This window comes from Sphingomonas sp. Leaf25 (assembly GCF_001421635.1).
Classification (GTDB): Bacteria; Pseudomonadota; Alphaproteobacteria; order Sphingomonadales; family Sphingomonadaceae; genus Sphingomonas.
On record NZ_LMKU01000006.1, the window covers coordinates 112,965 to 137,106 of the forward strand.

Here is a 24,142-nt window from a genome sequence, read left to right on the forward strand (position 1 = left end):
TCGACCGCCGCCGCGCCGGTGAACACGCACGGCCCCTCGTCGCACCCGGTCTGCCCCAGCGGCGCATTGCGGATCGTGAGCTTCAATCCCTTCAACCGCTGCACCACCGCCTCCAGCGCGTCGCCGGTCGGCTTCGACCAGCGAACATCGACCCAGCCGGGGTTCTTCACACCCGAAGCGAAATGCGCCTCGACCCCCGCCCAGTCGTCTACCGGCACAACCGCCTCACGCAACCGCTCGGTCGACTGCGCCAGCAGCGCGGCCTGAATCTCGGCCAGCGTCGCGCCAACGCCGGCAACGAAATCGCCCTTCGCCAGAATCGCCGAATCCAGCTTGCCACCGTCCTTGTACAGCCGGTCGCGCCGCACGACCGACACGTTGCCCCCGGCCATGTCGCGCCCGCCGACCTCGACGATCAGCGGCGCGCCCTTCTTCACCCAGCCCCAGCGCTTGGTCGCCGCCTTGGCGGGTTTCAGGTCGAGCAACGCACGCACCGGCTCACCCAGCACGCTCTGCTTGGCGAGGCTCGTCTGCAATTCACGGCAATAGGCGATCAGCGCCTCGTCCTCGGGCGCATCGCGCAGCATCGGCACGATCACCACCTGCCACGGCGCGATCGCGGGCGGCACGCGCAGCCCGTCGTCGTCGCCATGCACCATGATGACCCCGCCGATCATCCGCGTCGACACGCCCCATGACGTGGTGTTCGCCAGTTCGAACTGCCCCTCGCTGTTCTGGAAGCGGATGTTCTGCGCGCTCGCGAAATTGGTGCCGAGGAAGTGCGAGGTGCCCGCCTGCAGCGCCTTGCCGTCCTGCATCATCGCCTCGATCGAATAGGTCGCGACCGCGCCCGGAAACCGCTCGTTTTCGGGCTTTTCGCCGGCGATGACGTGCAGGCCGAGGCAGGTTTCGGCGAACTCGCGGTACACCTCCAGCATTTTCAGCGTTTCCTCGCGCGCCTCCTGCGCGGTGGCGTGCGCGGTATGCCCCTCCTGCCACAGGAACTCGGCGGTGCGCAGGAACATGCGCGTCCGCATCTCCCACCGCACCACGTTCGCCCACTGGTTGATGAGCACCGGCAGGTCGCGCCACGACTGGACCCAGCGCGAAAAGGCGGTGCCGATCACCGTCTCGCTCGTCGGCCGCACGACCAGCGGCTCCTCCAGCTTCGCTTCGGGGTCGGGGATCAGCCCGCCCTTGCCGTCGCCGACCAGCCGATGGTGGGTGACGACCGCCATCTCCTTGGCGAAGCCGTCGACATGCTCGGCCTCCTTCTCGAAATAGCTCAAGGGGATGAACAGCGGGAAATAGCAGTTCTCATGCCCCGTCGCCTTGATCCGGTCGTCGAGGAGGCGCTGGATACGCTCCCAGATGCCATAGCCCCATGGCCGAATGACCATGCACCCGCGCACCCCGGACTCCTCGGCCAGATCGGCCTCGGCGATGACGGCTTGATACCAGGCGGCGAAATCCTGTTCGCGCGTGACGTTGAGAGCATGCTTCATGGAGCGCGCGATAGCCGCAAACCGGCGGGTGCCGCAACCGGAGGCGGCGGATCGCGCTCGCCCGCCGCAACCGTCCCCGCTCGCGCGGTCGATTCCGCCACGCCGCCGCCTTACCGGTCCTGCCGTCCCCACAGGGCCGGTCCGAACAGCCGGCCGGCGACATAGCCGTACGAGACGAAGGCAGCGACGATGGTCGGCAGTGCCGCAATCCGGGTCGCCACCGGTCCCAATCCGAGCGCTGGCAGCATCATGATCGCCGTGAAGGTAAAGACCATCCACGGCAAGGCGAGGACGGACAGACCGAACAGTAACGTGAGAAGCCGGGTCGGTCGGGGCGCATCCATCAGGGTGGAATACGCCGATCGGTGCCGTCCCTCAACCGAACCTATGTTTCAATGCTAGCTGATACAAGGCGGGAAGGATTGTCCCATCGCTACGACGCATCGCCACGGACGTGCGAACCGATCATACGCCGACCTGCGCGGCGAATACCCGCCGTCCGAGAACGCCTACGGCCGATCGACATTCAATCGGCCGTGACGCCCGCATAGACCATTTCCGTCACCCCGGACTTGTTCCGGGGTCTACCGTGCAGCGATCGATGCCGCTCGAGACACTTGCGTCAGTGTCCGCGGCTAGGTGGACCCCGGAACAAGTCCGGGGTGATGATGGTAGGGTGGCGTTTTCGGCTGTGGACTGCACCGGAAGAGCTGAATGTCGATCGGCCCTAATCTTAGTCATACGGGGCTTACCGTATCGGCCAGCGTGTCCGTGGCTCTTCCGTGGCGAGCGACATACTGGCTGCGTCGCGATCTTCGATGTTGATGATATGCTCGGGGCGGAACGGTAACTCGGTTCCAACCCAAAACTCGTCGGTCTTGCCGATACTGTCAGGTTCGTTGTCGAGAACGCCAAGGTAGCCGCCAGGTATTCGCTCTCGGACGACAACCCACATGCGTTCAACGGCGACCGGCTCTTCAGAGTTGTCCACGCTGATCCTGAAAATCAATTTCGCAAAATCGCCCGGTTGGAGGTTCTCCCGACGATCTCGGGCGGGTATCCAGAAAGTGGAAGGAGCGTCAGAGTGATAGGCATCACCGCTATCAAGGCACCATCCATCAAGTTCTATATCTGGTTGTCGCATTGGGCCAGATTAGAGGCTATTTGAATGCCGGCAAACCACCTGAGTGCAACACGCACCGATAGCCCGCGTCGAACATCCCGGCGGCCGATCCACCGTTGCGAGCCACAGGTCGCGATCGGCAGCGCGCTGAAAGACATTCCCGCCGACAGCGCCGACCCGCTGATGACCGCGCTGCCCGCAACGCAAGGTCGACCAACCCGGCAGGCGCGCCACGCGAAAAAAGCGTTCCGCGCTGGAATTTGGTCCTTGCCGCTCGAGCAAAGCGTCATCCCAGCGAAGGCTGGGATCTCCCGGTGCTAGCGCACCGCAGGAACTGCTCGAGGCCCCAGCTTTCGCTGGGGCGACGTTTGTGGTTCGATGGGTCAAACGCTACTGAATCGTTGTCCCCGCGATCGCGACTTCGGCCATGCGCCCGCGACGGCGTTCGATCACCTGTCGCTCCGACAGCGATTTGCCGATCGCGACCCGCGCCGGCGAGCTGGCGTCGACTTGGCGCTGGACATAGCCGGCACCTACCGCACCGGTGAGGAACAGGGCACCGAATGCTCCGGCGACGACATACCCGGTACGCTTGTTCATGGTCCATGCCTCCTCGATCGACGGGTTCGCGGGCCATCGCCCGCCTGCACGACGAACCACGATCCTCGCAAAAGGCTCCGTCGCCCCGCCCGACACCGATGCCCGCACCGGCGGTTGTGCGCCGCACCATCACCGCCTACACGCTCCTCATGCCCGGCGACCGTGTTCTCAAGGGGTTGGCGCTTCGCCTGCTCGCCATCTTCTTCCTGTCGACCATGTCGGCGCTGGTGAAGCTGGCCGAGACGCGCGGCGCGTCGCTGCCCGAAACCATGTTCTGGCGGCAATTCTGCGCGTTGCCGGTGGTGCTGGCGTTCGTCGCCGCCGGACCCGGCCTCGCCTCGCTCAAAACTACCCGGTTCAGGGGGCATCTCGCGCGGTCGATGGTGGGCCTCGTAGGCATGGTGTTCACCTTCGGCGCGGTGCTGCTGCTGCCGCTGGCGGAGGCGACGACGTTCCAGTTCACCGTGCCGATCTTCGCGACGTTGCTCGGCGCGCTGGTGCTGCGCGAGGCGACCGGGTGGCAGCGGTGGAGCGCGGTGCTGGTCGGGTTCATCGGCGTGCTGATCGTCGTGCAGCCGGGAAGCAGCCATGTGCCGCTGTTCGGCGCGATCGTCGGGCTGCTCGCCGCGCTGTTCGTCGCGATCGTGGCCATCCTGCTGCGCCAGTTGCGTGACGAACCGGCAGGGACCACCGTCTTCTATTTTTCGACGCTGACGCTGCCGTTCATCGCGATCGGCTATGCGTTCGAACTGCGCGGCCACGACTGGCTGACGTGGGTCAATCTGGTCGCGATCGGGCTGGTCGGCGGCATGGGGCAGATCGCGCTCACCGCCGCGTCGCGCGCAGCGCCGGTCGCGGCGGTGGTGCCGATGGACTATTCGGGGCTGGTCTGGGCGACGCTCTACGGCTTCGTACTGTTCGGCGTGCTGCCGACGCCGATGACATGGGTCGGCGCGCCGGTCATCATCATGAGCGGGCTGTTCATCGTCTGGCGCGAACACCGTCTCGGCCGGCAGAAGGTGCGCAGCGCGGTGGCCGAGGACGATTGATCCGCCGCAATGGTGCAGACAGTGCCGAAACACGCCTGCCGATTGCGCCGAAAGTGCTAACGTCGCACCGGATCGCTCTCGATCTCGCCGCGCACCTGCGCATGCGCCAGCAGCGCGAACAACACGCTGCCGCCGACGATATTGCCACCCAGCACCGGCAGGAAGAACGCCAGCCCCTGTCCCGCTGACAGGTCGCCGTGCAGCATCAGCACCCACATCTCGGCCGATCCGGCGACGATATGCGCAAAGCCGCCAAGGTCGATCAGCCCGGTCAGCAGGATGATGAGCGTCACCTTCTGGCCCTCGGCGCTCGGCAGCGTCCACACCACGCTCGCCAGCAGGATGCCCGCCGGAATGCCGGCAAGGAACCCGGCCATGCCCATATGCTCGAAGATCACCCCGCTCGCCTCGACCAGCTCGCGCGACTGCTCGACACCCAGCCCGCCGAGCATCGCGAACCCGGCAAAGGCGAAGGTGCCGACCAGATTGGCGAGCAGCACCAACCCCCACAGCCGCAGCGTGCGCACCATGTTGCGCGCCGACGGATCGGTCGCCAGCGGCAAGACCGCCGACAAGGTGCTCTCGGTAAACAACTGCATCCGGCCCAGCACCACCACGACGAAGCCGAGCGCATAGCCCAGCGCCTGCAGCAGCGGCGTCCACGGCCCGGCCGGCACCGCGGTTTCCATCACCGCCTTGCCCAGCAGCGACAGGCCGATGACGATCCCGGCAGTCAGTCCCGACCACCACAACGACGCGGCCGGCCGTTCGAGCTCCTCGATCCCCTGCCGCCGGACGATCTCATGGACAATCAGCGCGGAGGCGGCGCGCCGGTCGTCGACGACATCCTCCTGCTCGGGGTCGAGCGCGACCTTGCGCTCCTCATCGTCGATGGCGGCATCCTGCCGGTCGGGTTCGTTCATCACCTGCTCGAACCGATCGCGCGCGGCGGTGTTCCGTCATGCCTTGATCCGCGCCGCCGCCAGCAACGCCCGTGCGCGCAGGAACATCTCGATCCGTTGCGCGACGATCAGCCCCCATCCCATCGCCATCAGCGCGTCGGTGAGCGTCGCGGCGTTCAGGTGGAGCATCGTCGCCCCGCCATGCGCCATCGCCTGGCGGATGGCGGTCCGCACCAGCAGCAGCGCGACGATGAACAGCAGCGCGGCGGGCGACGGGCGGTGGTTGATCCGGTGCGTCGCCGGATCGATCTCGATCCGCATCAACCGCCCGCGCTGCCACCCCAGCGCCAGGCCGATCCCCAGCGTAACGACACACAGCGCCCAGCCCCAGCCCGACGGCGGCATCGTCGAAAACAACATGGCGGCGATCACCGTGAACAGCGCGGGCAGCACCCACATCGTCTCCAGCCGCAACCGCCGCATCTTCTGCCCGCGCCACCAGCGCAGGGCGACGACCAGCGCGACGATGCCGATCGGCATCAACGTCGGCAACCAGCCCGTCTGTCCGTTCATAGGTAGCTCCCCCTGCCCCGGCGGTCGATCCGCCGGGGCAGGGTCCAGCTTATTCGGCGGCCTTGGCGGTCGGCAAGGCGTCTTTCCACGCCAGCACCGGCTTGCGCGCGGCCAGCGTCTCGTCCAGCCGGCGGCGCGGCGCGAAATGCGGCGCGGACTTCAGGTCGGTGTCGCCCGCCTTGGCCCGTTCCGCGACCGAGCGCAGCGCACCGATGAACTGGTCGAGCGCCGCCTTCGATTCGGTCTCGGTCGGCTCGACCAGCATCGCACCGTGGACGACCAGCGGGAAATACACCGTCATCGGGTGATAGCCCTCGTCGATCAGCCCCTTGGCGACATCCAGCGTAGAGAAGCCGTCGGCCAGATTGGCATCGCTGAACAGCGCCTCGTGCATGCACGGCCCGCTTGTGCCGAACGGCGCGTCGAGCGTGTCGTCAAGGCTGCGCAGCACGTAATTGGCGTTCAGCACCGCATCCTCGGACACCTGCTTCAACCCGTCCGCCCCGTGGCTGAGGATATAGCTCAGCGCGCGGGTGAACATGCCCATCTGCCCATGGAAGGCGACCATGCGCCCGAAGCTGTCGGCGTGATGCTCGCCCGCCGTCTCCTCCTCGACCAGCACGAACTTGCCGTCCTGTTCCTCGACGAACGGCAGCGGCGCGAACGGGGTCAGCGCCTTGGAGAATACCACCGGCCCCGACCCCGGCCCGCCGCCGCCGTGCGGCGTGGAAAAGGTCTTGTGCAGGTTGATGTGCATCGCATCGACGCCAAGGTCGCCCGGCCGCACCCGCCCGACGATCGCGTTGAAGTTCGCCCCGTCGCAATAGACATAGCCACCGGCGGCATGGACCGCGTCGGAAATGTCCTTCAGGTCGCGCTCGAACAGCCCGCAGGTATTGGGGTTGGTAATCATGACGCCCGCGACGTCCGGCCCCAGCCGGTTCTTCAGTGCCTGCGTATCGACCCGGCCGTCGGGGGTGGCGGGAATATCCTCGACCTTGAACCCGGCGAAGGCGGCGGTGGCGGGGTTGGTGCCATGCGCGCTTTCCGGCACCAGGATGATCTTGCGATGCCCCTCGCCGCGCTTCTCCAGCGCCGCCTTGATCGCGAGGATGCCGCACAGTTCGCCATGGGCACCGGCCTTCGGGCTCATCGCCACCGAATCCATGTTGGTCAGCGTCACCAGCCAGTGCGCGAGCTGATGGATCACCTCCAGCGCGCCCTGCACCGTATCGACCGGCCCCAGCGGGTGGAGGTCGGCGAACCCCGGCAACCGCGCCATCCGCTCGTTCAGGCGCGGGTTGTGCTTCATCGTGCAGCTCCCAAGCGGAAACAGCCCGAGGTCGATCGCGTAATTCTGCCGGCTGAGGCGGGTATAGTGGCGCACCGCCTCCGGCTCCGACAGGCCGGGCAGGCCGATCGGCGTCGTGCGGGCATGGTTGCCCAGCCGCGAGGGGGCGGCGGGTACGTCGTCGATGTCGACGCCGGTCGTCTCGGTCGACCCGATCTCGAAGATCAGCGCCTCTTCGAGCATCAGCGCGCGGTTGCCGGTGAAGGTCGTCCGCGCGTCCGTGGTCGCGTCGCCCATCTGGGGACGCCAGCCGCTCTGGTTCACGCTCATGCCAGTACCTCCTCAAGCGCCGCTGCCAGCGCCTCGATGTCCTCGTCGGTCACGGTTTCGGTGACGGCGACGACCAGCCCGTTCGCAAGGGCCTCCTCGTTCGGATAGAGCCGGCCGAGCGACACGCCCGCCAGCACGCCGCGATCGGCCAGTTCGCGCACCACCGGCCGCGCTTCCTGCGACAGCTTCACGGTGAATTCGTTGAAGAAGCTGGCGTTGACCAGCTCGACGCCCGGCACCTTGGCCAGCCGGTCGGCCGCCGCGCATGCCCGGGCGTGGTTGACGCCCGCCAGTTGCCGCAAACCCTTCTCGCCCAGCAGCGTCAGATGGATCGAGAAGGCGAGCGCGCACAGCCCCGAATTGGTGCAGATGTTCGATGTCGCCTTTTCGCGGCGGATATGCTGCTCGCGGGTCGACAGCGTCAGCACGAAGCCGCGTTTCCCTTCCGCATCCACCGTCTCGCCGCACAGCCGGCCCGGCATCTGCCGCACCAGCTTGTCCGAACAGGCGAACAGGCCGACGTAGGGGCCACCGAACTGCAATCCGACGCCAAGGCTCTGCCCCTCGCCGACGACGATGTCGGCGCCCAGATTGCCCGGTGCCTCGATCGCGCCCAGCGCGACGGGCTCGGTGACGACCGCGATCAGCAGCGCCTTCACCGCATGCGCCGCATCGGCGATGCGCTTGAGGTCGGGAATACGGCCGAGGATGTCGGGATACTGGACGACGACACACGAGGTATCGGCGTCGATCTTGGCGATCACCCGGTCGTCGTCGGTTTCGGCGACCAGCTCGGGCTGCTCCACGTCGAGCACGTCGCCGGTAAACTTCGCCATCGTCGTCGCGACCGAGACGTAATGCGGATGCACCCCGGCGGAGAACACCGCCTTCGCCTTGCGCGTGACCCGCCTGGCCATCGTCACCGCTTCCCAGCAAGCGGTCGACCCGTCGTACATCGACGCATTGGCGACGTCGCAGCCGAGCAGGCGGGCGACCTGGCTCTGGAATTCGAAGAGCATCTGGAGCGTGCCCTGCGCGATTTCCGGCTGGTACGGCGTATAGGCGGTCAGATATTCGCCGCGCTGGATCAGATGATCGACGCTGGCGGGGACATGATGGCGATACGCGCCGCAGCCGAGGAAGAACGGCACCGATCCCGCCGCCACGTTCTTCGCCGCCAGCTTCGAGAGATGGCGTTCGACCGCAAGCTCGCTGGCGTGATTGGGCAGGCCGGGGACCGGACCGTCGAGGCGGGCGGATTCGGGCACGTCGACGAACAGGTCGTCGATGCTGTCGGCACCGATGACGCGCAGCATGTCGGCACGATCGGTCGGGGTCAGGGGCAGGTAGCGCATGATGGTCCTACTAAGCGCCGAACCAGCGGGTCCGTCCTTCCGGCGAAGGCCGGAATCCATGGACACGGGCGGCATCGACAGAGCCGGAGCGGCCCGTATCCATGGGTCCCGGCCTTCGCCGGGACGACGGTGGTTCGGCGGTGGTCGTTACAGCCGGGCGATGTAGTCGGCGTATTTCGCCTCATCCATCAGCTCGCCAAGCTCGCTATCGTCGCGCAGCGTCAGCTTGAAGAACCAGCCTTCGCCTTCGGGGTCCTCGTTCACCAGCGCCGGATTGTCGACCAGTTGCGGATTGCCCTCCAGCACGGTGCCCGACGCCGGGGTATAGACGTCGGAGGCGGCCTTGACCGATTCGACCACGGCGGCTTCGTCGCCCTTGGTCAACTGGCGGCCTTCGGCGGGCACGTCGACGAACACGATGTCGCCAAGCTGCCCGGCGGCGTATTCGGTGATGCCGACCGTCGCGACTTCACCGTCGACTTCGATCCATTCATGTTCCTGGGTGAAAAAACGGCTCATGGGGTTTCCCTTCAGCGGACGTAACGATGGGGGACGAACGGCATCGGCACGACGCGCGCCTGATGCAGCTTGCCACGCTGGCGCAGGGTGACGACCCCGCTTTCCGCCAGCGCGGGCGGACAATAGGCCATGGCGATCGGCGCCTGGACGCTGGGCGCGAACCCGCCCGAGGTCACGCGGCCGACGACGGTGCCTTGCGGGTCGATCACCTCGGCACCCTCACGCACCGGCTGCCGCCCCTCGACGATCAGGCCGATGCGCTTCGTGGCCGGCCCCTCGGCGCGCTCGGCGAGGATGCGCTGGCTACCTGGGAAGCCGCCTTCCTCGCGGCGGCGCTTCGACAGCGCGAAGCCCAGATCGGCGGCGACCGGCGTAGTCTCGGGGTCGAGGTCGTGGCCGTACAGCGGCAACCCGGCTTCGAGGCGCAGCGAGTCGCGCGCGCCCAGCCCGATCGGCTTCACTTCCGGCTCGGCGGCGATCGCATCGGCGAAGGCTTCTGCCGCCTCGGCCGGCAGCGAGATTTCATAGCCGTCCTCGCCGGTATAGCCCGAGCGGCTGATCCACAGCGCATGCCCCTGCCAGTCGAACGCGCCGGCGGTCATGAAGGTGAGCGCGGACACCCCCGGCACGATCCGGTCGAGCGCATCGACCGCCTGCGGCCCCTGCACCGCCAGCAACGCCCGCTCGTCGAGGTGGTTAAGCGTGATGTCGTCGGGCAGGTGTTCGCGCAGATGCGCGATGTCGTCGTATTTGGTCGCGCCGTTGACGACCATGTAGAACGCCTCGCCCTCAACCTCGCCGAACGGTTGCGCCTCGCCCAGCCGCGTGACCATCAGATCGTCGAGGATGCCGCCATTGTCGGCGAGCAGCAGCGAATAGCGCATCTTCGCGGGCTTCAGGATCGCCAGATCGCCGGGCAGCAGCACCTCCAGCGCGGCGGTCGCGCCCTGCCCGTGGATCAGCAACTGACCCATGTGGCTAACGTCGAACAGGCCGGCGGAACTGCGGGTCCACAGATGTTCGGCCATGATGCCATCATACTGGACCGGCATGACATAGCCCGCGAACGGGACCATCCGTCCGCCCTTCGCACGGTGCCATGCGTCGAGCGGCAGCGTCTGCGGCGGCAGATCCTCGACCGGATCGGTGCCATCGGCGCGCAGTTCATGGGCGGGTTCGACGATCAGTTCACTCATGGCCACGTCCTTCGTGATGGGTCCAACGATGCCCGACAAGGCACGGCCGGCCCTGTCCAACATCGCCCCCTCTGTCACGGAACCTGAGAGCTTTCGCATGGGGGCCGGATGCCGACCCTGCACGCTTACCCCTTCGGTGGTCCGACCCTTTGGGTCGTGACGCTTTCCAGAGTATCCTGTACCCCGCGCGGTCCCTGTTGCCTGAGAGATTCCGGGGCGGTTGCTCCTTCGGCGGCGGACACGTCCGCACTCTCCCGCGCGTGGCAGCGGCTGTAAGCCTTGGATGCGGCAAGCTCTGGCTTGGCACCCCGAATTAGTCAATCGGGAAAGCGGTCCTTATCCTCCGTCATTCCGGCGAAAGCCGGATCCACGGACACGGGCCGTATCGATCGAAGCGCGACGTCACCTGTCCATGGACCCCCGCCTGCGCCGGGGTGACGGGAGATGAAATTTAGCGCGTGACGTTGTAGCGCAACTGATCGTCGGTGAGCTGGAAGCCGACCATCGCCTCGAACGTAGCGGCGAGCACCGCCTGACGGACCGCCGGATCGGACAGCGGATCGACCGCCGCGTCCTGATCCCCCGGACGGCGGCGGCGGTTGATCTGGTCGCGGGTCGCCTGCGGCAAGGTCGCGGCGGCGCGGTCGACGATCGCGCTGCCCTGTCCCTGCGCCTGCGCGCGGGCCGCGCCGGCGGCGAAGGCCAGCGTCACCTGGCCCAGGCGCTTCGACACCACCTGATTGCCGCCGCGCAGCACGGTGACGAAATACGGCAGCGTCACCGTGCGCGCAGCGTCGGTGCGGGTGCGGCGCGCCTGCACGTCGAAACTCAGCGTGCTGGTGATGGTGTCGGCCCCCTCGACGCAGTTGGCGCGCACGTTGGTGAGCGTGGCCACCACGTCGATCGCGCTGGCGTCGCGGCTGGTCGCCGGATCGAACAGGGTGATGTCGCCGGTCCCCGCCGGCACGCCCGCCACGGGGCAAGCCGAACGGACCGCCGAGACGCCGACGCCCTGCGACGTATCGAGCTCGCCCGAACGCTTGCAGCCGGCAAGGGCAAGAGTGGCGAAAAGGGCGATGGCGACGGGATGGCGGAGGGTCACGGGAACGGGCTACCTTATGCACGGGTGCGGCGGTGCCGCGCCTCCTGACAGGCCCGCTTCATAGGAACCGGCTTTCGCGCGTGCAAGCAATCGCGTGTTTTGGGACGGCACCGGCCCGCTCGCCCCGGCCCGCCACGACTTGGCGTGCCACCAAACAAGCTGTAAGCGCTGGAGCCATGACCGAACCCACCCGCCCCGTCATCGAACTCCTGATCGCGGCCCCGCGCGGTTTCTGCGCCGGCGTCGATCGCGCCATCCAGATCGTCGAGCTGGCGATCCAGAAGCATGGCGCGCCGGTCTATGTCCGGCACGAGATCGTCCACAACAAGTTCGTCGTCGATTCGCTGCGCGCCAAGGGTGCGGTGTTCGTCGAGGAACTGGACCAGGTGCCCGATGGCGTGCCGGTCGTCTTTTCGGCGCATGGCGTGCCAAAATCGGTGCCCGCCGCCGCTAGCCAGCGCGGTCTGGAATATCTCGACGCCACCTGTCCGCTGGTATCGAAGGTCCACCGGCAGGCCGAACGGCTGGTGGCGTCGGGCCGTCACATCCTGTTCGTCGGCCATGCCGGCCACCCCGAAGTGATCGGCACGTTCGGGCAGGTGCCCGAAGGCCAGATGACGCTGATCGAAACGGTCGAGGATGTCGCCACGCTGACCCCGGCCGATCCCGACAACCTCGCCTTCCTGACGCAGACGACGCTGTCGGTCGACGACACCCGCGCCATCGTCGATGCGACGATCGCCCGCTTCCCGACGATCGTCGCGCCCAAGGCCGACGACATCTGCTACGCCACCTCCAACCGGCAGGCGGCGGTCAAGGCGATCGCCCAGAGCTGCGACATGATGCTGGTGATCGGCGCGCCCAATTCGTCCAACTCGGTGCGGCTGGTCGAGGTGGCCGAACGCGAGGGCATCCGTGCCCGGCTGATCCAGCGCGCGGCCGAACTCGACTTCGCGTGGCTCGACGGCGTCGGCACGCTTGGGCTCACCGCCGGTGCGTCGGCGCCCGAGGTGCTGGTGCGCGAAGTGGTCGACCGGATCGCCGAGCGCTACGACGTCACCGAGCGCGAGGTCGAGATGACGCGCGAGACGATCGCGTTCAAACTGCCGCGTGGCCTCGAAGCCGCCTGATGGCCGTCTATACGCAGGTGTCGGCGGAGGCGCTCGGCCGCTTCCTGGCGGGCTATGACCATGGCGAGCTGGTATCGGCCAAGGGCATCGCCGAAGGGGTGGAGAACAGCAATTATCTGGTCGACACCACGACCGGACGCTTCATCCTGACGCTGTACGAAAAGCGGGTCGACCTCGCCGACCTGCCGTTCTTCTTCGCGATGACCGATGCACTGGCCGATGCCGGCAACCCGGTGCCGCGCGCGTTGCCCGATCGCGGTGGACAGGTGATCCAGACGCTGGAGGGTCGCCCAGCCTGCCTGATCGAATTCCTGCCCGGCGTCTCAGTCAGCCATCCGACGCCCGGACAGGCGCATGCGGCGGGCGCGGCGCTGGGCGCGTTGCACGCGGGCCTGACCGATTTCGCGCCGGTGCGGGTCAATTCGATGGGCGTGGCGGCATGGCCCAGGCTGTACGCCGACTGCGCCGAGCAGCTCGATACGATCCAGCCGGGGCTGCGCGCGCGGGTCGGCGATGCACTGGACGCGGTGATCGCGGCATGGCCGGGCGAGCTGCCGACCGGCGCGATCCACGCCGATCTGTTCCCCGACAATGTGCTGATGCTCGGCGACCGGGTCACGGGGCTGATCGATTTCTATTTCGCCTGTACCGACATCCGCGCCTATGACGTCGCGATCACCCATTCGGCGTGGAGCTTCGATGCCGCCGGTACGCCGATCGATCCGGCGGTCGGGCGGGCGCTGCTGGCGGGCTATGCCACGCGCGCGGACCTGTCGGATGCGGAGGTCGCCGCGCTGCCGCTGCTGGCGCGGGGGGCCTGCCTGCGCTTCCTGCTGACCCGCGCATGGGACTGGATCAACACGCCCGCCGATGCGCTGGTGACGCGCAAGGATCCGCTGGCCTATCTGCGCCGGCTGGAATGGTATGAGGCCAACCCGCAGGCCTTTACATGAGCGAGGCGGCCGAACTCCCCCGCGTCGAGATCGCGACCGATGGCGCGTGCAAGGGCAATCCGGGTCCCGGCGGCTGGGGCGCGGTGCTGCGGGCCGCCGATGGGCGCGAGCGCGAACTGTCGGGGGGCGAGCCGGTGACGACCAACAACCGCATGGAGCTGATGGCGGCGATCGAGGGGCTGAACGCGCTGAAACGCCCGTGCCGGGTGATCCTGTCGACCGACAGCCGCTATGTGATGGACGGCCTGACCAAGTGGATCAAGGGCTGGCAGAAGAACGGCTGGAAGACCGCCGCCAAACAGCCGGTCAAGAACGCCGAGCTGTGGCAGGCGCTGCTCGCCGCCGCCCGCCCACACCGTATCGAATGGACGTGGGTCAAGGGCCATGCCGGCCACCCCGACAACGAACGCGCCGACAAGCTGGCGAGCGACGCGGCGGTGGCGCAGCGATGACCCGCGCGATGGTGCCCGGCGAACGCGCGCCCATCGCCACGCTGACGGCGAAGCGGACGATCGAGATCGTCGTCGAGCATCAGCCGGACGACATCGACATCGCCGCCTTCGGTCTTGGCGCCGATGGCCGGATCGGCGACGACCGCTATGTCGTGCTGTTCAGCAACCGGCGCAGTCCCGAGGGCGCGATCGGAATCGATCCGCAAGCCGGGCGGAGCGTGCTGACGATCGCGCTCGACGCACTGCCGGCGTCGATCGCCCGGATCGCGATCACCGCCGCGCATGATACGCTGGCGCTGGGTCGTGCGCGACTGTCGGCGCGGGTCGCCGATGCGGTGACGATCGAGGCGACCGGCCTCGGCGACGAGCGCGCGGTGACATTGCTCGACCTGTATCGGCATGGCGGCGACTGGCGCGTCGCGGCGGTGGTGCAGGGGTTCGCCGAGGGGCTGGCGGCGCTGGTGCGGCATCTGGGCGGCGAGGTGGCGGAGGATGCGCCGCCCCCGGCCCCTCCCGCACCAGCGCCGCTGTCGAAGGTCGACCTGCGCAAGCAGCAGGTGGGGGTGACACTCGCCAAGCTCGGCATCGACAGCGTGCGCGCCGAGGTGTTGCTGGTGATCGACGCCAGCGGATCGATGGCGCGGCTGTTCGCCGATGGCACGGTGCAGGAGACGGTCGAGCGGATCGTGCCGGTGGCGCTGCGCCTCGACGACGACGGCAGGCTCGATACGTGGTTCTATGCCGCCAAATGCCGGCAGGTCGATCCGCTCGACGCCGGCAACGTCGAGGGCTTCGTCGCGCGCACCCTGCCCTATCCCGGTGCCAAGGTGGCGGGCGGGCCGGGCATCGGAGCGGGCAACAACGAACCGCTGGTGATGGAGGCGATCCTCGCGCGCGAACCGGCGCGGCGGACGCAGCCGCTGCTGATCCTGTTCCTGACCGACGGCGGCATTTCGGGTAGCAAGTCGGAGGCGATCAAGGACCTGCTGCGCCGCACGTCGGACCGGGCGATCTTCTGGCAATATGCCGGCATCGGTCGCGCGGGCTATGGCATATTGCGCGATCTCGACACGATCGACGGGCGGCTGGTCGACAATGCCGGCTTCTTCGCGGTCGATGATCTGGCGAGCATCGGCGACGAAGAACTGTATCAGCGGCTGCTCGGCGAGTTTCCGGCATGGTTGAAGGCGGCGCGTGCCGCAGGAGTATTGGCATGATCCCGCGCGTCCTGATCGATACCGCGAAGGTGCCGGGCGACGGCGTCGAACTGCGGCTGGTGCAGCGTGGCGACGACTTCATGATCGTGCTCGACCGCAACGAGTTGATGAGCAGCCGCATGTCGGCGTCGGAGGAGGCGCTGGCCGATCTGGGCTGCGCGCATCTTCGGCAGAGCAAGCGCGCGCGGGTGCTGATCGGCGGCCTCGGCATGGGGTTCACGCTGCGCCGCGCGCTCGCCATCCTGCCGGCCGATGCCGAGATCGTCGTCGCCGAACTGGTGCCCGAGATCGTGACATGGGCGCGCGGGCCGCTGGCGCACATCTTCGACGGGTGCCTCGACGATCCGCGGGTGTCGATCGTGCTGGGCGACGTGGCACTGGGCATCGGCAACGGCGGGTGGGATGCGATCCTGCTCGACGTCGACAACGGCCCCGACGGCCTGACCCATGCCGGCAACGACAAGCTGTATTCGGAACGGGGGCTGCGCATCGCGCGGGCAGGGTTGCGTGCCGGCGGGGTGCTGGCGATCTGGTCGGCCTATGCCGATGCGGCGTTCACGAAGCGGCTGAAGGATTGCGGCTACGCGGTCGACGAGCAGGTCGTGCGGGCGCGGGGAACGAAGGGCGCGCGGCACGTCATCTGGCTGGCGGCGCGGCGGTAGGTCCGAATTGCTCCCCTCCCTGACAAGGGAGGGGCAGGGGTGGGGTCGCCCGTGAGGGGAGGTAAGCTTTCCATAACCGGCCAACCCACCCCCGACCCCTCCCTGTCAGGGAGGGGAGAAGCGCGACATCTCCTTGATGGCCCATCCAGCCCTTGACGGCCGCGTCCGCGGGGGAGCAGTTTCACGCGATACTTCTCCGTTCCGAGGACCTGTCGCCTTGACCCTGCGTACCGCCGTTTCCGCCATCGCCCTGACGCTCGCCACCCCGGCACTAGCGCAGCAGGCCCCCGCCACGCCACCGACTGCGGCCGATGCCGACCGGTTCGTCGCTTCCACCGAAAAGGCGATGTTCGACTATTCGATCGATGCCCAGCGGATCGCATGGGTCAACGCGACCTACATCACCGACGATACCGATGCGCTGGCGGCCCGATCGGGGGCGATCGGCACCGAGATGGCGGTGAAATATGCGCTGGAGTCGGCGCGCTACGCCGGCATCCGGGGGTTGTCCCCCGACACCGCGCGCAAGATCGGCATCCTGCGCTCGGCGATCGTGCTGCCCGCCCCCACCACGCCGGGGGCGGCGACCGAACTGGCGAACATCTCGACCAAGCTGTCGTCGGCGTACGGCAAGGGCAAGGGGACGCTGGGCGGCCAGCCGATCAACGGATCGGACATCGAGGCAGCGATGGGCACGACCCGCGATCCGGCGAAGTTGCAGGAGATGTGGGTAAGCTGGCACGACAATGTCGGCGCGCCGATGCGCAAGGACTATCAGCGGCTGGTCACCATCGCCAATGCCGGATCGAAGGAACTGGGGTTCAGGGATACCGGGGCGATGTGGCGGTCGGGATATGACATGCCCGCCGACGATTTCGCCAAGCTGACCGACCAGTTGTGGAAGGAAGTCGAGCCGCTCTACCAGTCGCTCCACACCTATGTCCGGTGGAAGCTCAACGAGAAATATGGCGACGGGGTGCAGGGCAGGACCGGACCGATCCGCGCCGACCTGCTCGGCAACATGTGGGCGCAGGAATGGGGCGGCATCTACGACATCGTCGCCCCCGCCGGATCGGGCGACCTGGGCTATGAGATCGGCGATCTGCTCAAGGCCAAGAACTACGACCCGGTGAAGATGGTGCGGACCGGCGAGGGCTTCTATTCCTCGCTGGGCTTCCAACCGTTGCCGCAGACCTTCTGGGAGCGGTCGCAGATCGTGAAGCCGGCCGACCGCGAGGTGATCTGCCACGCATCGGCATGGGACATCGACAACAAGGACGATATTCGCATCAAGATGTGTACGAAGGTCAATTCGGATGACTTCGTAACGATCCACCATGAGCTGGGCCACAATTACTATCAGCGCGCGTACAAGAACCAGCCGTATCTCTACCTGAACGGTGCGAACGACGGATTTCACGAGGCGATCGGCGATTTCGTCGCGCTGTCGATCACGCCCGACTATCTCGTCAGCATCGGCCTGCTCGACCGGGCGAGGGTGCCGGGGCCGGACAAGGACATCGGCCTGCTGCTGCGGCAGGCGATGGACAAGGTCGCGTTCCTCCCCTTCGGCCTGCTGATGGACAAGTGGCGCTGGGGCGTATTCTCCGGCGAAATCGCGCCGGGCGATTACCAGAAGGCGTGGGATGCGCTGCGGCTGGAATATCAGGGGATCAAGGCGCCGGTGGCGCGCGACGAGAGCAAGTTCGATCCGGGGGCGAAGTACCACATCCCGGCGTCGACGCCGTACATGCGCTATTTCCTCGCGCGGATCCTCCAGTTCCAGTTCTACAAGGCGGCGTGCGATCAGGCCGGGTGGAAGGGACCGCTGCACCGCTGTTCCTTCTATGGCGACAAGCAGGTCGGCCAGCGGCTGAACGCGATGCTGGAGATGGGCGCGTCGAAGCCGTGGCCCGATGCGTTGCAGGCGTTCACCGGCACCCGGGCGATGTCGGGCAAGGCGATGGTCGACTATTTCGCGCCATTGAAGGCGTGGCTGGATCAGCAGAACAAGGGCAAGCCGACGGGGTGGTAAGACGCGCCGGGCAAGGCGCAGCGAAAGCTGCACCAAGCCGCACAAGGCGCGTCCGGCCGGCGGCACACCCAGCGCCGACCGACGGCATGGGCTTTGCCCATGACGCGCCAAAGTTTACCGACGCGCCGGGCAAGGTGCAGCGAAAGCTGCACCAAGCCGCACAACGCGCGTCCGGCCGGCGGCGCACCCAGCGCCGACCGACGGCATGGGCTTTGCCCGTGCCGGGCCAAAGTTTACAAAGTTTACACTAACGACGCATGGCATTGCGAATGCGTCTCAACTCGCAACGCTATGGGCACACATGGCGGCGAGCGTTTTTCGGACAGACGGACGGTAGAAGGAGCGGGGCTGGTCGGGCCACCGGCGATCCTGCCATGGTGCCGCCGCTGTAGGACAGCCACCATGCGGGGTTTCGCGTTCGGTTTCGATTCCCTACCCAGCGGCGATGGTGACGAACGAAACGAATGATCCGGTGGCACGCCCCCTGCGCAGCGACGCGGCGATGCGGCGCGAGGCGTTGATCGAGGCGGCGGCGGTGTGTTTCCGCGAGGATGGCTATCGCGTGCCGTTCGAGGCGGTGGCGGCGCGCGCCGGGGTGGGACGCGGCACGCTGTACCGCAACTTCAAGGATCGCGAGGCGCTGGCGCTCGCCATCTTCTCGCGCGAGGTCGACCGGATGGCGGCGGCGATCGATCCGGCGGTGCCATTCGACGCAACGTTCGAGCGCATCCTGCACGAAGGCGCGCCGACGCTGACGCTGTTCGGGCGGATTTCGGCCGAACTGCTGGCCGATGGCGAGAACCGCGCGGCGTTCCTGGCGCTGGGCGACCGGATGGAGACCGTACTGGCCCCGGTGCTCGCCGCCGCGCAGACACGGGGCGAGGTGGCAGGCGGCGTGACCCCGCGCGACGTGGTGCTGGCGCTCAGGATGGTCGGCGGGTTGCTGCGGTCGTTCTTCACGCCAGAGGAGGTCGCTGAGACGATCGGCGCGGCGGCGCGGCTGCTGCTGGGGGGGATGCGGCCGCGGCCTGGCCGGTGATCGCCGTTTCGCATTATGCGCGGCGCCGAATTGGGAACGGCGTTCGCATCAACCGATAGCAGACGGGAAACGCGCCACGCATGACCCATGCGCGGCGCGTCTCGCTGCCTACTTCGCCAGCGCCGTGGTGATGGCTTGATCGAGAAACGCCGCCGCGTTTGCGATTGCCGCCTGCCCTTCGGCCAGTTCGGCATGGAACATGTGCCAGACGTGGAACATGCCCGGCCATATTTCCAGCGAGACGCGGACGCGGTTCTCGCCCAGATGCGCCGCGAGGCGGATGGCGTCGCTCAGCATCAGTTCGCTTTCGCCGATCTGTACGATGATGGGTGGCAGGCCACGGACATCGGCGAAGACCGGCGATGCCTCCGGGCTGTTCGGCAGCGCGTCGCCCAGGAAGGTCCGGGCCATCAGGTCAAGGCCGGCCTTGGTGTTCAGCCGGTCCAGTCCCTCGCGATTGAACATCGACGCGCCGGTGTGTTCAAGGTTCGCCCAGGGCGAGAGCGCCGCCCCGCCCGCCGGGAGCGGTACGCCGGCGTTGCGCGCCATGACCATGACCGAAACCACCATCGCCCCGCCCGCCGAATCGCCCGCGAACGTTACCGATTCGGGATTCTGTCCCTGGTCGATCAGCCAACGATAGGCCGCGAACGTATCCTCGATCGGAACGGGAAATGCGTGTTCCGGCGCCAGTCGGTAATCCGGCAGGTAGACGCGCGCCTTCATCGCCGTTGCGAAGGCAGCCGCCAGCCCGTGATAGCCACCCGGCCCGCCGACGATGTACGCGCCGCCGTGGATGTAGAAGAGCACGCGGTCGCCCTGAACATCCTTGGGCGTGACAAGCGTCGCGGGGACGCCGCCCATGTTGACCTGTTCGATGCGCACGTCGGCGGATGTCGGATGCTCGGCCATCTTGCGGACGTAGGATTCGCGGATTTCATCGATCGTCACAGCGGTATTCTCGCCGAGGATGACGGGGCCGAGGTCCTGCAGGCTTTCGGCCCATTGGTTGAGGCGGTGCGTCACGGTGTCGTTGAAAGCCATGGTAGTTGATCCTGATGCCGTTAATCTGTTCAGATCATCAATATAGGCGATTGATTGGCGAGCGGGCGTCGACACTGCGGAGGAACGGGAGCGTCTCATGGCACCGGGGAATATCAACGACATCGTCGCCTTTGTGGCGGCGGCCGAAGCGGGCAGCTTCGTAGGGGCCGCACGCGCGCGATCGATGACGCGGTCCGGCATCGCCAAGAGCGTGGCGCGGCTGGAGGATCGGCTGGGCGTCCGGCTGTTCCACCGTACGACGCGCAGCCTCGGGCTGACCGACGACGGCGGCGTCTTCCTCGATCGCTGCACGCAGATCCTCGCCGATCTCGACGAAGCGGAATCATCGATGTCGGATGGCGGCGGGCAGCCCCAGGGTCTGTTCCGGATGACCGCGCCGATGACGTTCGGGCGGCTCATGGTCCTGCCGCTGCTCAACGACTTTCTTGCGTCGTGGCCGAGGCTCAAGGCGGACGTGAGCTTCACGGACCGGGTCAGCGACATCATCGAGGACGGTATCGATCTTGCCATCCGCATCGGCGAAACCCGCGAAAATACCAGCCTCATCGCCAGAACCCTGACCTATCAGCATGACCTGGTCGTCGCGAGCCCGGCCTATCTGTCGGCCAATCCGGCACCACGGCATCCCGACGATCTGATGGGCCACCATTGCCTGAACTATGTGAGCGCCGGCAGGAAGCGGGCCTGGCGTTTCGCGATCGAGGGCAGGACCGTGGCGGTAAGGCGGCGATCCCGGCTTTCGCTCGACAGCGGCGAGGCGTTGCGCGACGCGGCCGTCGCGGGGGCGGGGCTGGCGTTCCTGCCCAGTTACGTCGTCGATCGCGATCTGGCCGATGGCCGGCTGATCGCATTATTATCGGACTATGCCGCACCCCCGGTGCCGATCAGCGCGATCTATCCCAGTCGTCGCCACCTTGCCCCGAAAGTCCGGCGCTTCATCGATCTGCTGGCGCAGAATATATGACGTCCGGCATCCCGCTGCCCGCCCGTACCGGCGGTCCCCGACCTCCATCACCTGGCGGGCATCGTCGCGGCGTTACGGCCGGCCGGACGCCCCCTCACTCGCCCTCGCGCCACCCCAATCCCAGCGCCTTGTTCACCGCGATGTAGCTGCCGGTCAGCGCGGCGCGGGCCTGCGATACGGCGATTTGCGCGGAGAGGCGCTGGCGTTCGAGGTCGAGCTGGTCGATCAGCGTCGCGGTGCCGGCCGCTACCCGCTGGCGGTTGAGCGTCGCGGCGCGGGTGGCGGTGGCCTCCGCCTGTGTCAGCCGGCCGAGCTGGGCGCGGGCGTTGCCGAAGCGCGACAGCGCGGTTTCGGATTCCTGCAACGCTTCGAGGACGGTCTGGCGATAGGCGGCTTCGGCGCCGTCGCGCTGCGCCTCCGACGCGGCGGTGGCGGCGCGGGCGCGGCCGAAATCGAGGAACGACCAGTTGAGCGACGGCGCGGCGAGTGCCGCCAGATTCCCGAGATCGAACACGTCGCCGACCGAGGTGCCGCCCAAGCCCAGCAGCCCCATGAAGCGGACGCCGGGCAGTTCCTTCGCCTTGTTCACCCCGATCGCGGCGGTGCCGGCGGCGAGCTGGCGTTCGGCGGCGCGCACGTCGGGGCGCTGCGCGATCAGCGCGGCGGGGTTGCCGATCGGCACCTGCGCCGGGGGGAGCGGGACCGGCGCGGGGGTCGCCAGCACCGGATCGAGCGTGCCCGGCGTCCGCCCGGTCAGGATCGCGAGCAGCCCCAGTTGCTCGTCGCGCTGCGCGGCGAGCGGGATCGTCTGCGCGGTGGTGTTCTCCAACTGGCCCTGCGCGCGTTCGAGGTCGAGCCGCGAGGCGGTGCCGCGCTCGAAGCGCTGGCGCAGCAGCGCCAGTTGCTGGCGCTGCGCCTGTGCCGCGGCGTCGTTGAGCGTGATGCGGGCCTGTAGGTCACGCAGGCTGACATAGGCCTGTGCGACCTGCGCCGAGAGCGAGACCTGTGCGTCGGCGAGGTCGGCGGTGCGTGCGCCTACGGTCGCGCGGACCTGTTCGATGCCCCGCCGGCCGCCGCCGAACAGGTCGGCCTCCCACGAGGCGTTGAGGCCGGCGTTATAGAACTGGAGCGATTCGCTGGAGGATGCCCCTTGCCCCTGCCCCAGATCGATGCCGGGCAGGCGCGCGCCGATCGCGGTGGCGTTGGCGCTAAGCGCGGGCAGGTTGGCGGTGCGTTGCTGGCGAAGCTGCGCCTCGGCCTCGCGGATGCGGGCGCTGGCCTGCGCCACGGTCGGGCTGTCGGCGAGCGCTTCGTCGATCAGGCGGGTGAGCAGCGGGTCGCTTAAAGCCTCCCACCAGCGGGCGAGGCCGGGGGCGGCGGTGAACGCCGGATCGGTCGCCCGGACGAAGCTGCCGCGCGTCACCGCATCACCGGCGGTCGCGGGCGGCCCCGAATAGGATGGACCGACGGTGCAGCCCGCGAGCAGGCCGGCGGTGGCGAGGAGAAGGAAACGACGCATCAATGCACACTCGCCGCCGGGGCGCCCTGGGGTAACGGGCGGAGGAACAGGATCAGCGGCAGCGCGGCCAGCGTCACCATCCCCATCACCCAGAAAATATCGTTATAGGCCATGGTCAGCGCGTCGCTCTGAATCTGCTGGCCGAGCAGGCGCAGGCCCGCTTGCGGGCTGCCGACGCTTTGGCCGAGGGTGGTCAGATAGTCCTGCACGGCCAGGCTGTTGGCGTTCAGCGATTCCTCCAGCCGGCGCGAATGGAGCCAGACGCGCTGTTCCTGGAGGATCGAGATGCCGGCGAGCGCGAGGCTGCCGCCCAGATTGCGCGCCGCGCCGAACAGGCCCGACGCATCGCCGGCATCGGCGGCCGGGACCGAGCGGATGACGGCCTGGCTGAGGAACAGCATCGCGAGGATCTGCCCGACGCCGCGCAGGAGCTGCGACACGGTGAACGCGCTGCCGGTCGATGCGGCGGTCAGGTTCGCGTCGAGCAGCGCGGCGCCGGCCATGATCGCGAGGCCGCCGCCGACCGCGATGCGGATGTCGATCCGCTTTAGCAGCACCGGCACGAGCATCATCAGCAACAGGCTGGGGATGCCCGACAGCAGCACGACCTTGCCCGATTGCAGCGCGTTGTAGCCGGCCAGCGTCGCGAGGAACTGCGGAATGACGTAGCTGGTGCCGTAGAGGACGACACCCAGGACCAGCCCCATGATCGCGACCGATCCGAACTGGCGGTCGAGCAGCAGTTTGAGCTTGATGATCGGCCGCCTGGCCGCTGTCTGTCCCCAGAACAGGAAGCCGATGCCGGTCACGGTGATGAGCGCCATCCAGCGGATCAGCGACGAATCGAACCATTGTTCGCGCTGCCCGTCCTCAAGGAACACGGTGAGGCCGCCCAAGCCCAAGGTCAGGCCGATGATGCCGCGCCAGTCGGCCTCGCGCAGCAGGTGCCATTTGGCGGGTTCGTGGCGCAGCCCGACGAGCAGCAGCACGGCGAGAATCGCGCAGACCGGCAGGTTGAGGAAAAAGGCGTAGTGCCAACTGATATTCTCGGTCAGCCAGCCGCCGATCAGCGGCCCCAGCACCGGCCCCATGATCGCGGTCACGCCGAAGGCGGCGACGCCGACCGGTTGCTGCGCGGGCGGCAGGCGCTGGGCGATCACCGTCTGTGCCGTCGGGATCATCACCCCGCCGAAGAACCCCTGCCCCACCCGGCCGAGGATCATCACCACCAGCGTGGTGGCGACGCCGCAGACGACCGAAAAGGCGGTGAACAGCCCGGCGGCCATCAACAGGAAGGTGCGTAGGCCCAGCACGCGCTGCAACCAGCCGGCCATCGGGATCGCGACGATCTCCGCGACCAGATAGGCGGTGGCGATCCACGTCCCCTCGGTGCCGCTCGCGCCGATCTCGCCCTGGATCGTCGGCAAGGCCGAATTGACGATCGAGATGTCGAGCGTCGCCATGAACGCGCCCAAGGTCCCCGCCGCGACCGCCAGCCATGCCGACAGGTCGGCGCGCTGCGGCGGCGCGGCGGCGGCGGTCATGGCCGGGGCGGCGGTCG

General features: G+C 67.8%; 22 protein-coding genes, 1 pseudogene and 1 riboswitch. Of the genes and pseudogenes, 9 read left to right on the plus strand and 14 right to left on the minus strand.

The genetic code is table 11. From position 1 onward, the window contains the following. From ASE78_RS03310 to ASE78_RS03325, 4 genes and pseudogenes are all read right to left on the minus strand, one after another. Positions 1 to 1,505: pseudogene (locus tag ASE78_RS03310) on the minus strand (aminoacyl--tRNA ligase-related protein); the annotation flags it as partial. Positions 1,506 to 1,615: 110 nt separating this feature from the next. Further along, a complete protein-coding gene (locus ASE78_RS18885) occupies positions 1,616 to 1,849 on the minus strand; it encodes a hypothetical protein (protein ID WP_056493190.1) in 234 nt (77 codons plus the stop codon). 404 nt (positions 1,850 to 2,253) lie between these two features. Then, complete coding sequence (locus ASE78_RS03320) at positions 2,254 to 2,649, minus strand: DUF2314 domain-containing protein (RefSeq protein ID WP_156351269.1); 396 nt, start codon at positions 2,647 to 2,649, stop codon at positions 2,254 to 2,256. A gap of 369 nt (positions 2,650 to 3,018) precedes the next feature. Further along, the gene (locus ASE78_RS03325; RefSeq protein ID WP_056493196.1) at positions 3,019 to 3,228 is read right to left on the minus strand and encodes a hypothetical protein; all 210 of its coding nucleotides are present in this window, start codon (positions 3,226 to 3,228) and stop codon (positions 3,019 to 3,021) included. A 149-nt stretch (positions 3,229 to 3,377) separates the two neighbouring features. On the opposite strand from ASE78_RS03325, the gene ASE78_RS03330 reads away from it, so the two are divergent. Then, complete coding sequence (locus tag ASE78_RS03330) at positions 3,378 to 4,277, plus strand: DMT family transporter (protein ID WP_056493417.1); 900 nt, start codon at positions 3,378 to 3,380, stop codon at positions 4,275 to 4,277. Positions 4,278 to 4,333: 56 nt separating this feature from the next. Here ASE78_RS03330 and ASE78_RS03335 read toward each other — a convergent pair whose 3' ends face one another. The 7 genes from ASE78_RS03335 to ASE78_RS03365 all read right to left on the minus strand — a co-directional run bounded on the left by ASE78_RS03335 (position 4,334) and on the right by ASE78_RS03365 (position 11,545). After that, positions 4,334 to 5,200, minus strand: coding sequence for a formate/nitrite transporter family protein (locus tag ASE78_RS03335; protein WP_056493199.1), 867 nt, complete (start codon positions 5,198 to 5,200; stop codon positions 4,334 to 4,336). A 36-nt stretch (positions 5,201 to 5,236) separates the two neighbouring features. Next, positions 5,237 to 5,752, minus strand: coding sequence for a CcdC protein domain-containing protein (locus tag ASE78_RS03340; RefSeq protein WP_056493202.1), 516 nt, complete (start codon positions 5,750 to 5,752; stop codon positions 5,237 to 5,239). A gap of 49 nt (positions 5,753 to 5,801) precedes the next feature. After that, positions 5,802 to 7,373 carry an aminomethyl-transferring glycine dehydrogenase subunit GcvPB gene (gene gcvPB, locus ASE78_RS03345; RefSeq protein ID WP_056493205.1) on the minus strand — a complete coding sequence of 524 codons (1,572 nt, stop codon included), beginning with the start codon at positions 7,371 to 7,373 and terminating at the stop codon, positions 5,802 to 5,804. Beyond that, on the minus strand, positions 7,370 to 8,728 hold the full coding sequence (gene gcvPA, locus ASE78_RS03350) for an aminomethyl-transferring glycine dehydrogenase subunit GcvPA (RefSeq protein WP_056493208.1): 1,359 nt from the start codon (positions 8,726 to 8,728) through the stop codon (positions 7,370 to 7,372). The genes gcvPB and gcvPA overlap by 4 nt, the downstream gene beginning before the upstream one ends. 147 nt (positions 8,729 to 8,875) lie before the next feature. Next, positions 8,876 to 9,247 carry a glycine cleavage system protein GcvH gene (gene gcvH / locus ASE78_RS03355; protein WP_055755311.1) on the minus strand — a complete coding sequence of 124 codons (372 nt, stop codon included), beginning with the start codon at positions 9,245 to 9,247 and terminating at the stop codon, positions 8,876 to 8,878. An 11-nt stretch (positions 9,248 to 9,258) separates the two neighbouring features. Continuing rightward, positions 9,259 to 10,443 (minus strand): glycine cleavage system aminomethyltransferase GcvT, encoded by a 1,185-nt coding sequence (gene gcvT, locus ASE78_RS03360; RefSeq protein ID WP_082466990.1) that lies wholly within the window; start codon positions 10,441 to 10,443, stop codon positions 9,259 to 9,261. Between the two features lie 178 nt (positions 10,444 to 10,621). Continuing rightward, positions 10,622 to 10,710: riboswitch (glycine riboswitch) on the minus strand. 184 nt (positions 10,711 to 10,894) lie between these two features. Next, positions 10,895 to 11,545 (minus strand): hypothetical protein, encoded by a 651-nt coding sequence (locus ASE78_RS03365; protein ID WP_200909679.1) that lies wholly within the window; start codon positions 11,543 to 11,545, stop codon positions 10,895 to 10,897. A gap of 176 nt (positions 11,546 to 11,721) precedes the next feature. Between ASE78_RS03365 and ispH the strand changes: the two genes are divergently transcribed. The 7 genes from ispH (at position 11,722) to ASE78_RS03400 (ending at position 19,033) form a co-directional block, all read left to right on the plus strand. Further along, complete coding sequence (ispH, locus tag ASE78_RS03370) at positions 11,722 to 12,675, plus strand: 4-hydroxy-3-methylbut-2-enyl diphosphate reductase (protein ID WP_056493212.1); 954 nt, start codon at positions 11,722 to 11,724, stop codon at positions 12,673 to 12,675. Beyond that, positions 12,675 to 13,628 (plus strand): homoserine kinase, encoded by a 954-nt coding sequence (gene thrB / locus ASE78_RS03375; protein ID WP_056493215.1) that lies wholly within the window; start codon positions 12,675 to 12,677, stop codon positions 13,626 to 13,628. The genes ispH and thrB overlap by 1 nt, the downstream gene beginning before the upstream one ends. Next, positions 13,625 to 14,080: a ribonuclease HI gene (rnhA, locus tag ASE78_RS03380; protein ID WP_056493219.1), complete on the plus strand. Its 456-nt coding sequence runs from the start codon at positions 13,625 to 13,627 to the stop codon at positions 14,078 to 14,080. The genes thrB and rnhA overlap by 4 nt, the downstream gene beginning before the upstream one ends. Further along, entirely contained in the window at positions 14,077 to 15,297 is a 1,221-nt protein-coding gene (locus ASE78_RS03385) for a VWA domain-containing protein (RefSeq protein ID WP_162236458.1), read from the plus strand. Before rnhA ends, ASE78_RS03385 begins: the two co-directional genes overlap by 4 nt. Then, entirely contained in the window at positions 15,294 to 15,959 is a 666-nt protein-coding gene (locus ASE78_RS03390; RefSeq protein ID WP_056493226.1) for a hypothetical protein, read from the plus strand. Before ASE78_RS03385 ends, ASE78_RS03390 begins: the two co-directional genes overlap by 4 nt. 223 nt (positions 15,960 to 16,182) lie before the next feature. Further along, positions 16,183 to 17,994: a M2 family metallopeptidase gene (locus ASE78_RS03395; protein ID WP_056493423.1), complete on the plus strand. Its 1,812-nt coding sequence runs from the start codon at positions 16,183 to 16,185 to the stop codon at positions 17,992 to 17,994. A 472-nt stretch (positions 17,995 to 18,466) separates the two neighbouring features. Then, positions 18,467 to 19,033 carry a TetR/AcrR family transcriptional regulator gene (locus ASE78_RS03400; protein ID WP_162236459.1) on the plus strand — a complete coding sequence of 189 codons (567 nt, stop codon included), beginning with the start codon at positions 18,467 to 18,469 and terminating at the stop codon, positions 19,031 to 19,033. Between the two features lie 108 nt (positions 19,034 to 19,141). On the opposite strand, the gene ASE78_RS03405 is transcribed toward ASE78_RS03400, so the two are convergent. Then, the gene (locus ASE78_RS03405; protein ID WP_235514858.1) at positions 19,142 to 20,278 is read right to left on the minus strand and encodes an alpha/beta hydrolase; all 1,137 of its coding nucleotides are present in this window, start codon (positions 20,276 to 20,278) and stop codon (positions 19,142 to 19,144) included. Here ASE78_RS03405 and ASE78_RS03410 point away from each other — a divergent pair. Continuing rightward, positions 20,175 to 21,062 carry a LysR family transcriptional regulator gene (locus ASE78_RS03410; protein ID WP_056493233.1) on the plus strand — a complete coding sequence of 296 codons (888 nt, stop codon included), beginning with the start codon at positions 20,175 to 20,177 and terminating at the stop codon, positions 21,060 to 21,062. The two genes, ASE78_RS03405 and ASE78_RS03410, sit on opposite strands and share 104 nt — an antisense overlap. A 94-nt stretch (positions 21,063 to 21,156) precedes the next feature. Here the strand turns inward: ASE78_RS03410 and ASE78_RS03415 are convergent, their stop codons facing one another. Both ASE78_RS03415 and ASE78_RS03420 read right to left on the minus strand, forming a co-directional pair. Beyond that, the gene (locus tag ASE78_RS03415; protein WP_056493236.1) at positions 21,157 to 22,581 is read right to left on the minus strand and encodes an efflux transporter outer membrane subunit; all 1,425 of its coding nucleotides are present in this window, start codon (positions 22,579 to 22,581) and stop codon (positions 21,157 to 21,159) included. After that, entirely contained in the window at positions 22,581 to 24,125 is a 1,545-nt protein-coding gene (locus tag ASE78_RS03420; protein WP_056493426.1) for an MDR family MFS transporter, read from the minus strand. Before ASE78_RS03420 ends, ASE78_RS03415 begins: the two co-directional genes overlap by 1 nt. Between the last annotated feature and the right edge of the window lie 17 nt (positions 24,126 to 24,142).

Coding starts and splice junctions, on each gene's coding strand:
- ASE78_RS18885 (WP_056493190.1), bottom strand. CDS start 1,849: ATGGATGCGCCCCGACCGACCCGGCTTCTCACGTTACTGTTCGGTCTG.
- ASE78_RS03320 (WP_156351269.1), bottom strand. CDS start 2,649: ATGCGACAACCAGATATAGAACTTGATGGATGGTGCCTTGATAGCGGT.
- ASE78_RS03325 (WP_056493196.1), bottom strand. CDS start 3,228: ATGAACAAGCGTACCGGGTATGTCGTCGCCGGAGCATTCGGTGCCCTG.
- ASE78_RS03330 (WP_056493417.1), top strand. CDS start 3,378: ATGCCCGGCGACCGTGTTCTCAAGGGGTTGGCGCTTCGCCTGCTCGCC.
- ASE78_RS03335 (WP_056493199.1), bottom strand. CDS start 5,200: ATGAACGAACCCGACCGGCAGGATGCCGCCATCGACGATGAGGAGCGC.
- ASE78_RS03340 (WP_056493202.1), bottom strand. CDS start 5,752: ATGAACGGACAGACGGGCTGGTTGCCGACGTTGATGCCGATCGGCATC.
- gcvPB (WP_056493205.1), bottom strand. CDS start 7,373: ATGAGCGTGAACCAGAGCGGCTGGCGTCCCCAGATGGGCGACGCGACC.
- gcvPA (WP_056493208.1), bottom strand. CDS start 8,728: ATGCGCTACCTGCCCCTGACCCCGACCGATCGTGCCGACATGCTGCGC.
- gcvH (WP_055755311.1), bottom strand. CDS start 9,247: ATGAGCCGTTTTTTCACCCAGGAACATGAATGGATCGAAGTCGACGGT.
- gcvT (WP_082466990.1), bottom strand. CDS start 10,443: ATGAGTGAACTGATCGTCGAACCCGCCCATGAACTGCGCGCCGATGGC.
- ispH (WP_056493212.1), top strand. CDS start 11,722: ATGACCGAACCCACCCGCCCCGTCATCGAACTCCTGATCGCGGCCCCG.
- thrB (WP_056493215.1), top strand. CDS start 12,675: ATGGCCGTCTATACGCAGGTGTCGGCGGAGGCGCTCGGCCGCTTCCTG.
- rnhA (WP_056493219.1), top strand. CDS start 13,625: ATGAGCGAGGCGGCCGAACTCCCCCGCGTCGAGATCGCGACCGATGGC.
- ASE78_RS03385 (WP_162236458.1), top strand. CDS start 14,077: ATGACCCGCGCGATGGTGCCCGGCGAACGCGCGCCCATCGCCACGCTG.
- ASE78_RS03390 (WP_056493226.1), top strand. CDS start 15,294: ATGATCCCGCGCGTCCTGATCGATACCGCGAAGGTGCCGGGCGACGGC.
- ASE78_RS03410 (WP_056493233.1), top strand. CDS start 20,175: ATGGCACCGGGGAATATCAACGACATCGTCGCCTTTGTGGCGGCGGCC.
- ASE78_RS03405 (WP_235514858.1), bottom strand. CDS start 20,278: ATGCCGGACCGCGTCATCGATCGCGCGCGTGCGGCCCCTACGAAGCTG.
- ASE78_RS03415 (WP_056493236.1), bottom strand. CDS start 22,581: ATGCGTCGTTTCCTTCTCCTCGCCACCGCCGGCCTGCTCGCGGGCTGC.
- ASE78_RS03420 (WP_056493426.1), bottom strand. CDS start 24,125: ATGACCGCCGCCGCCGCGCCGCCGCAGCGCGCCGACCTGTCGGCATGG.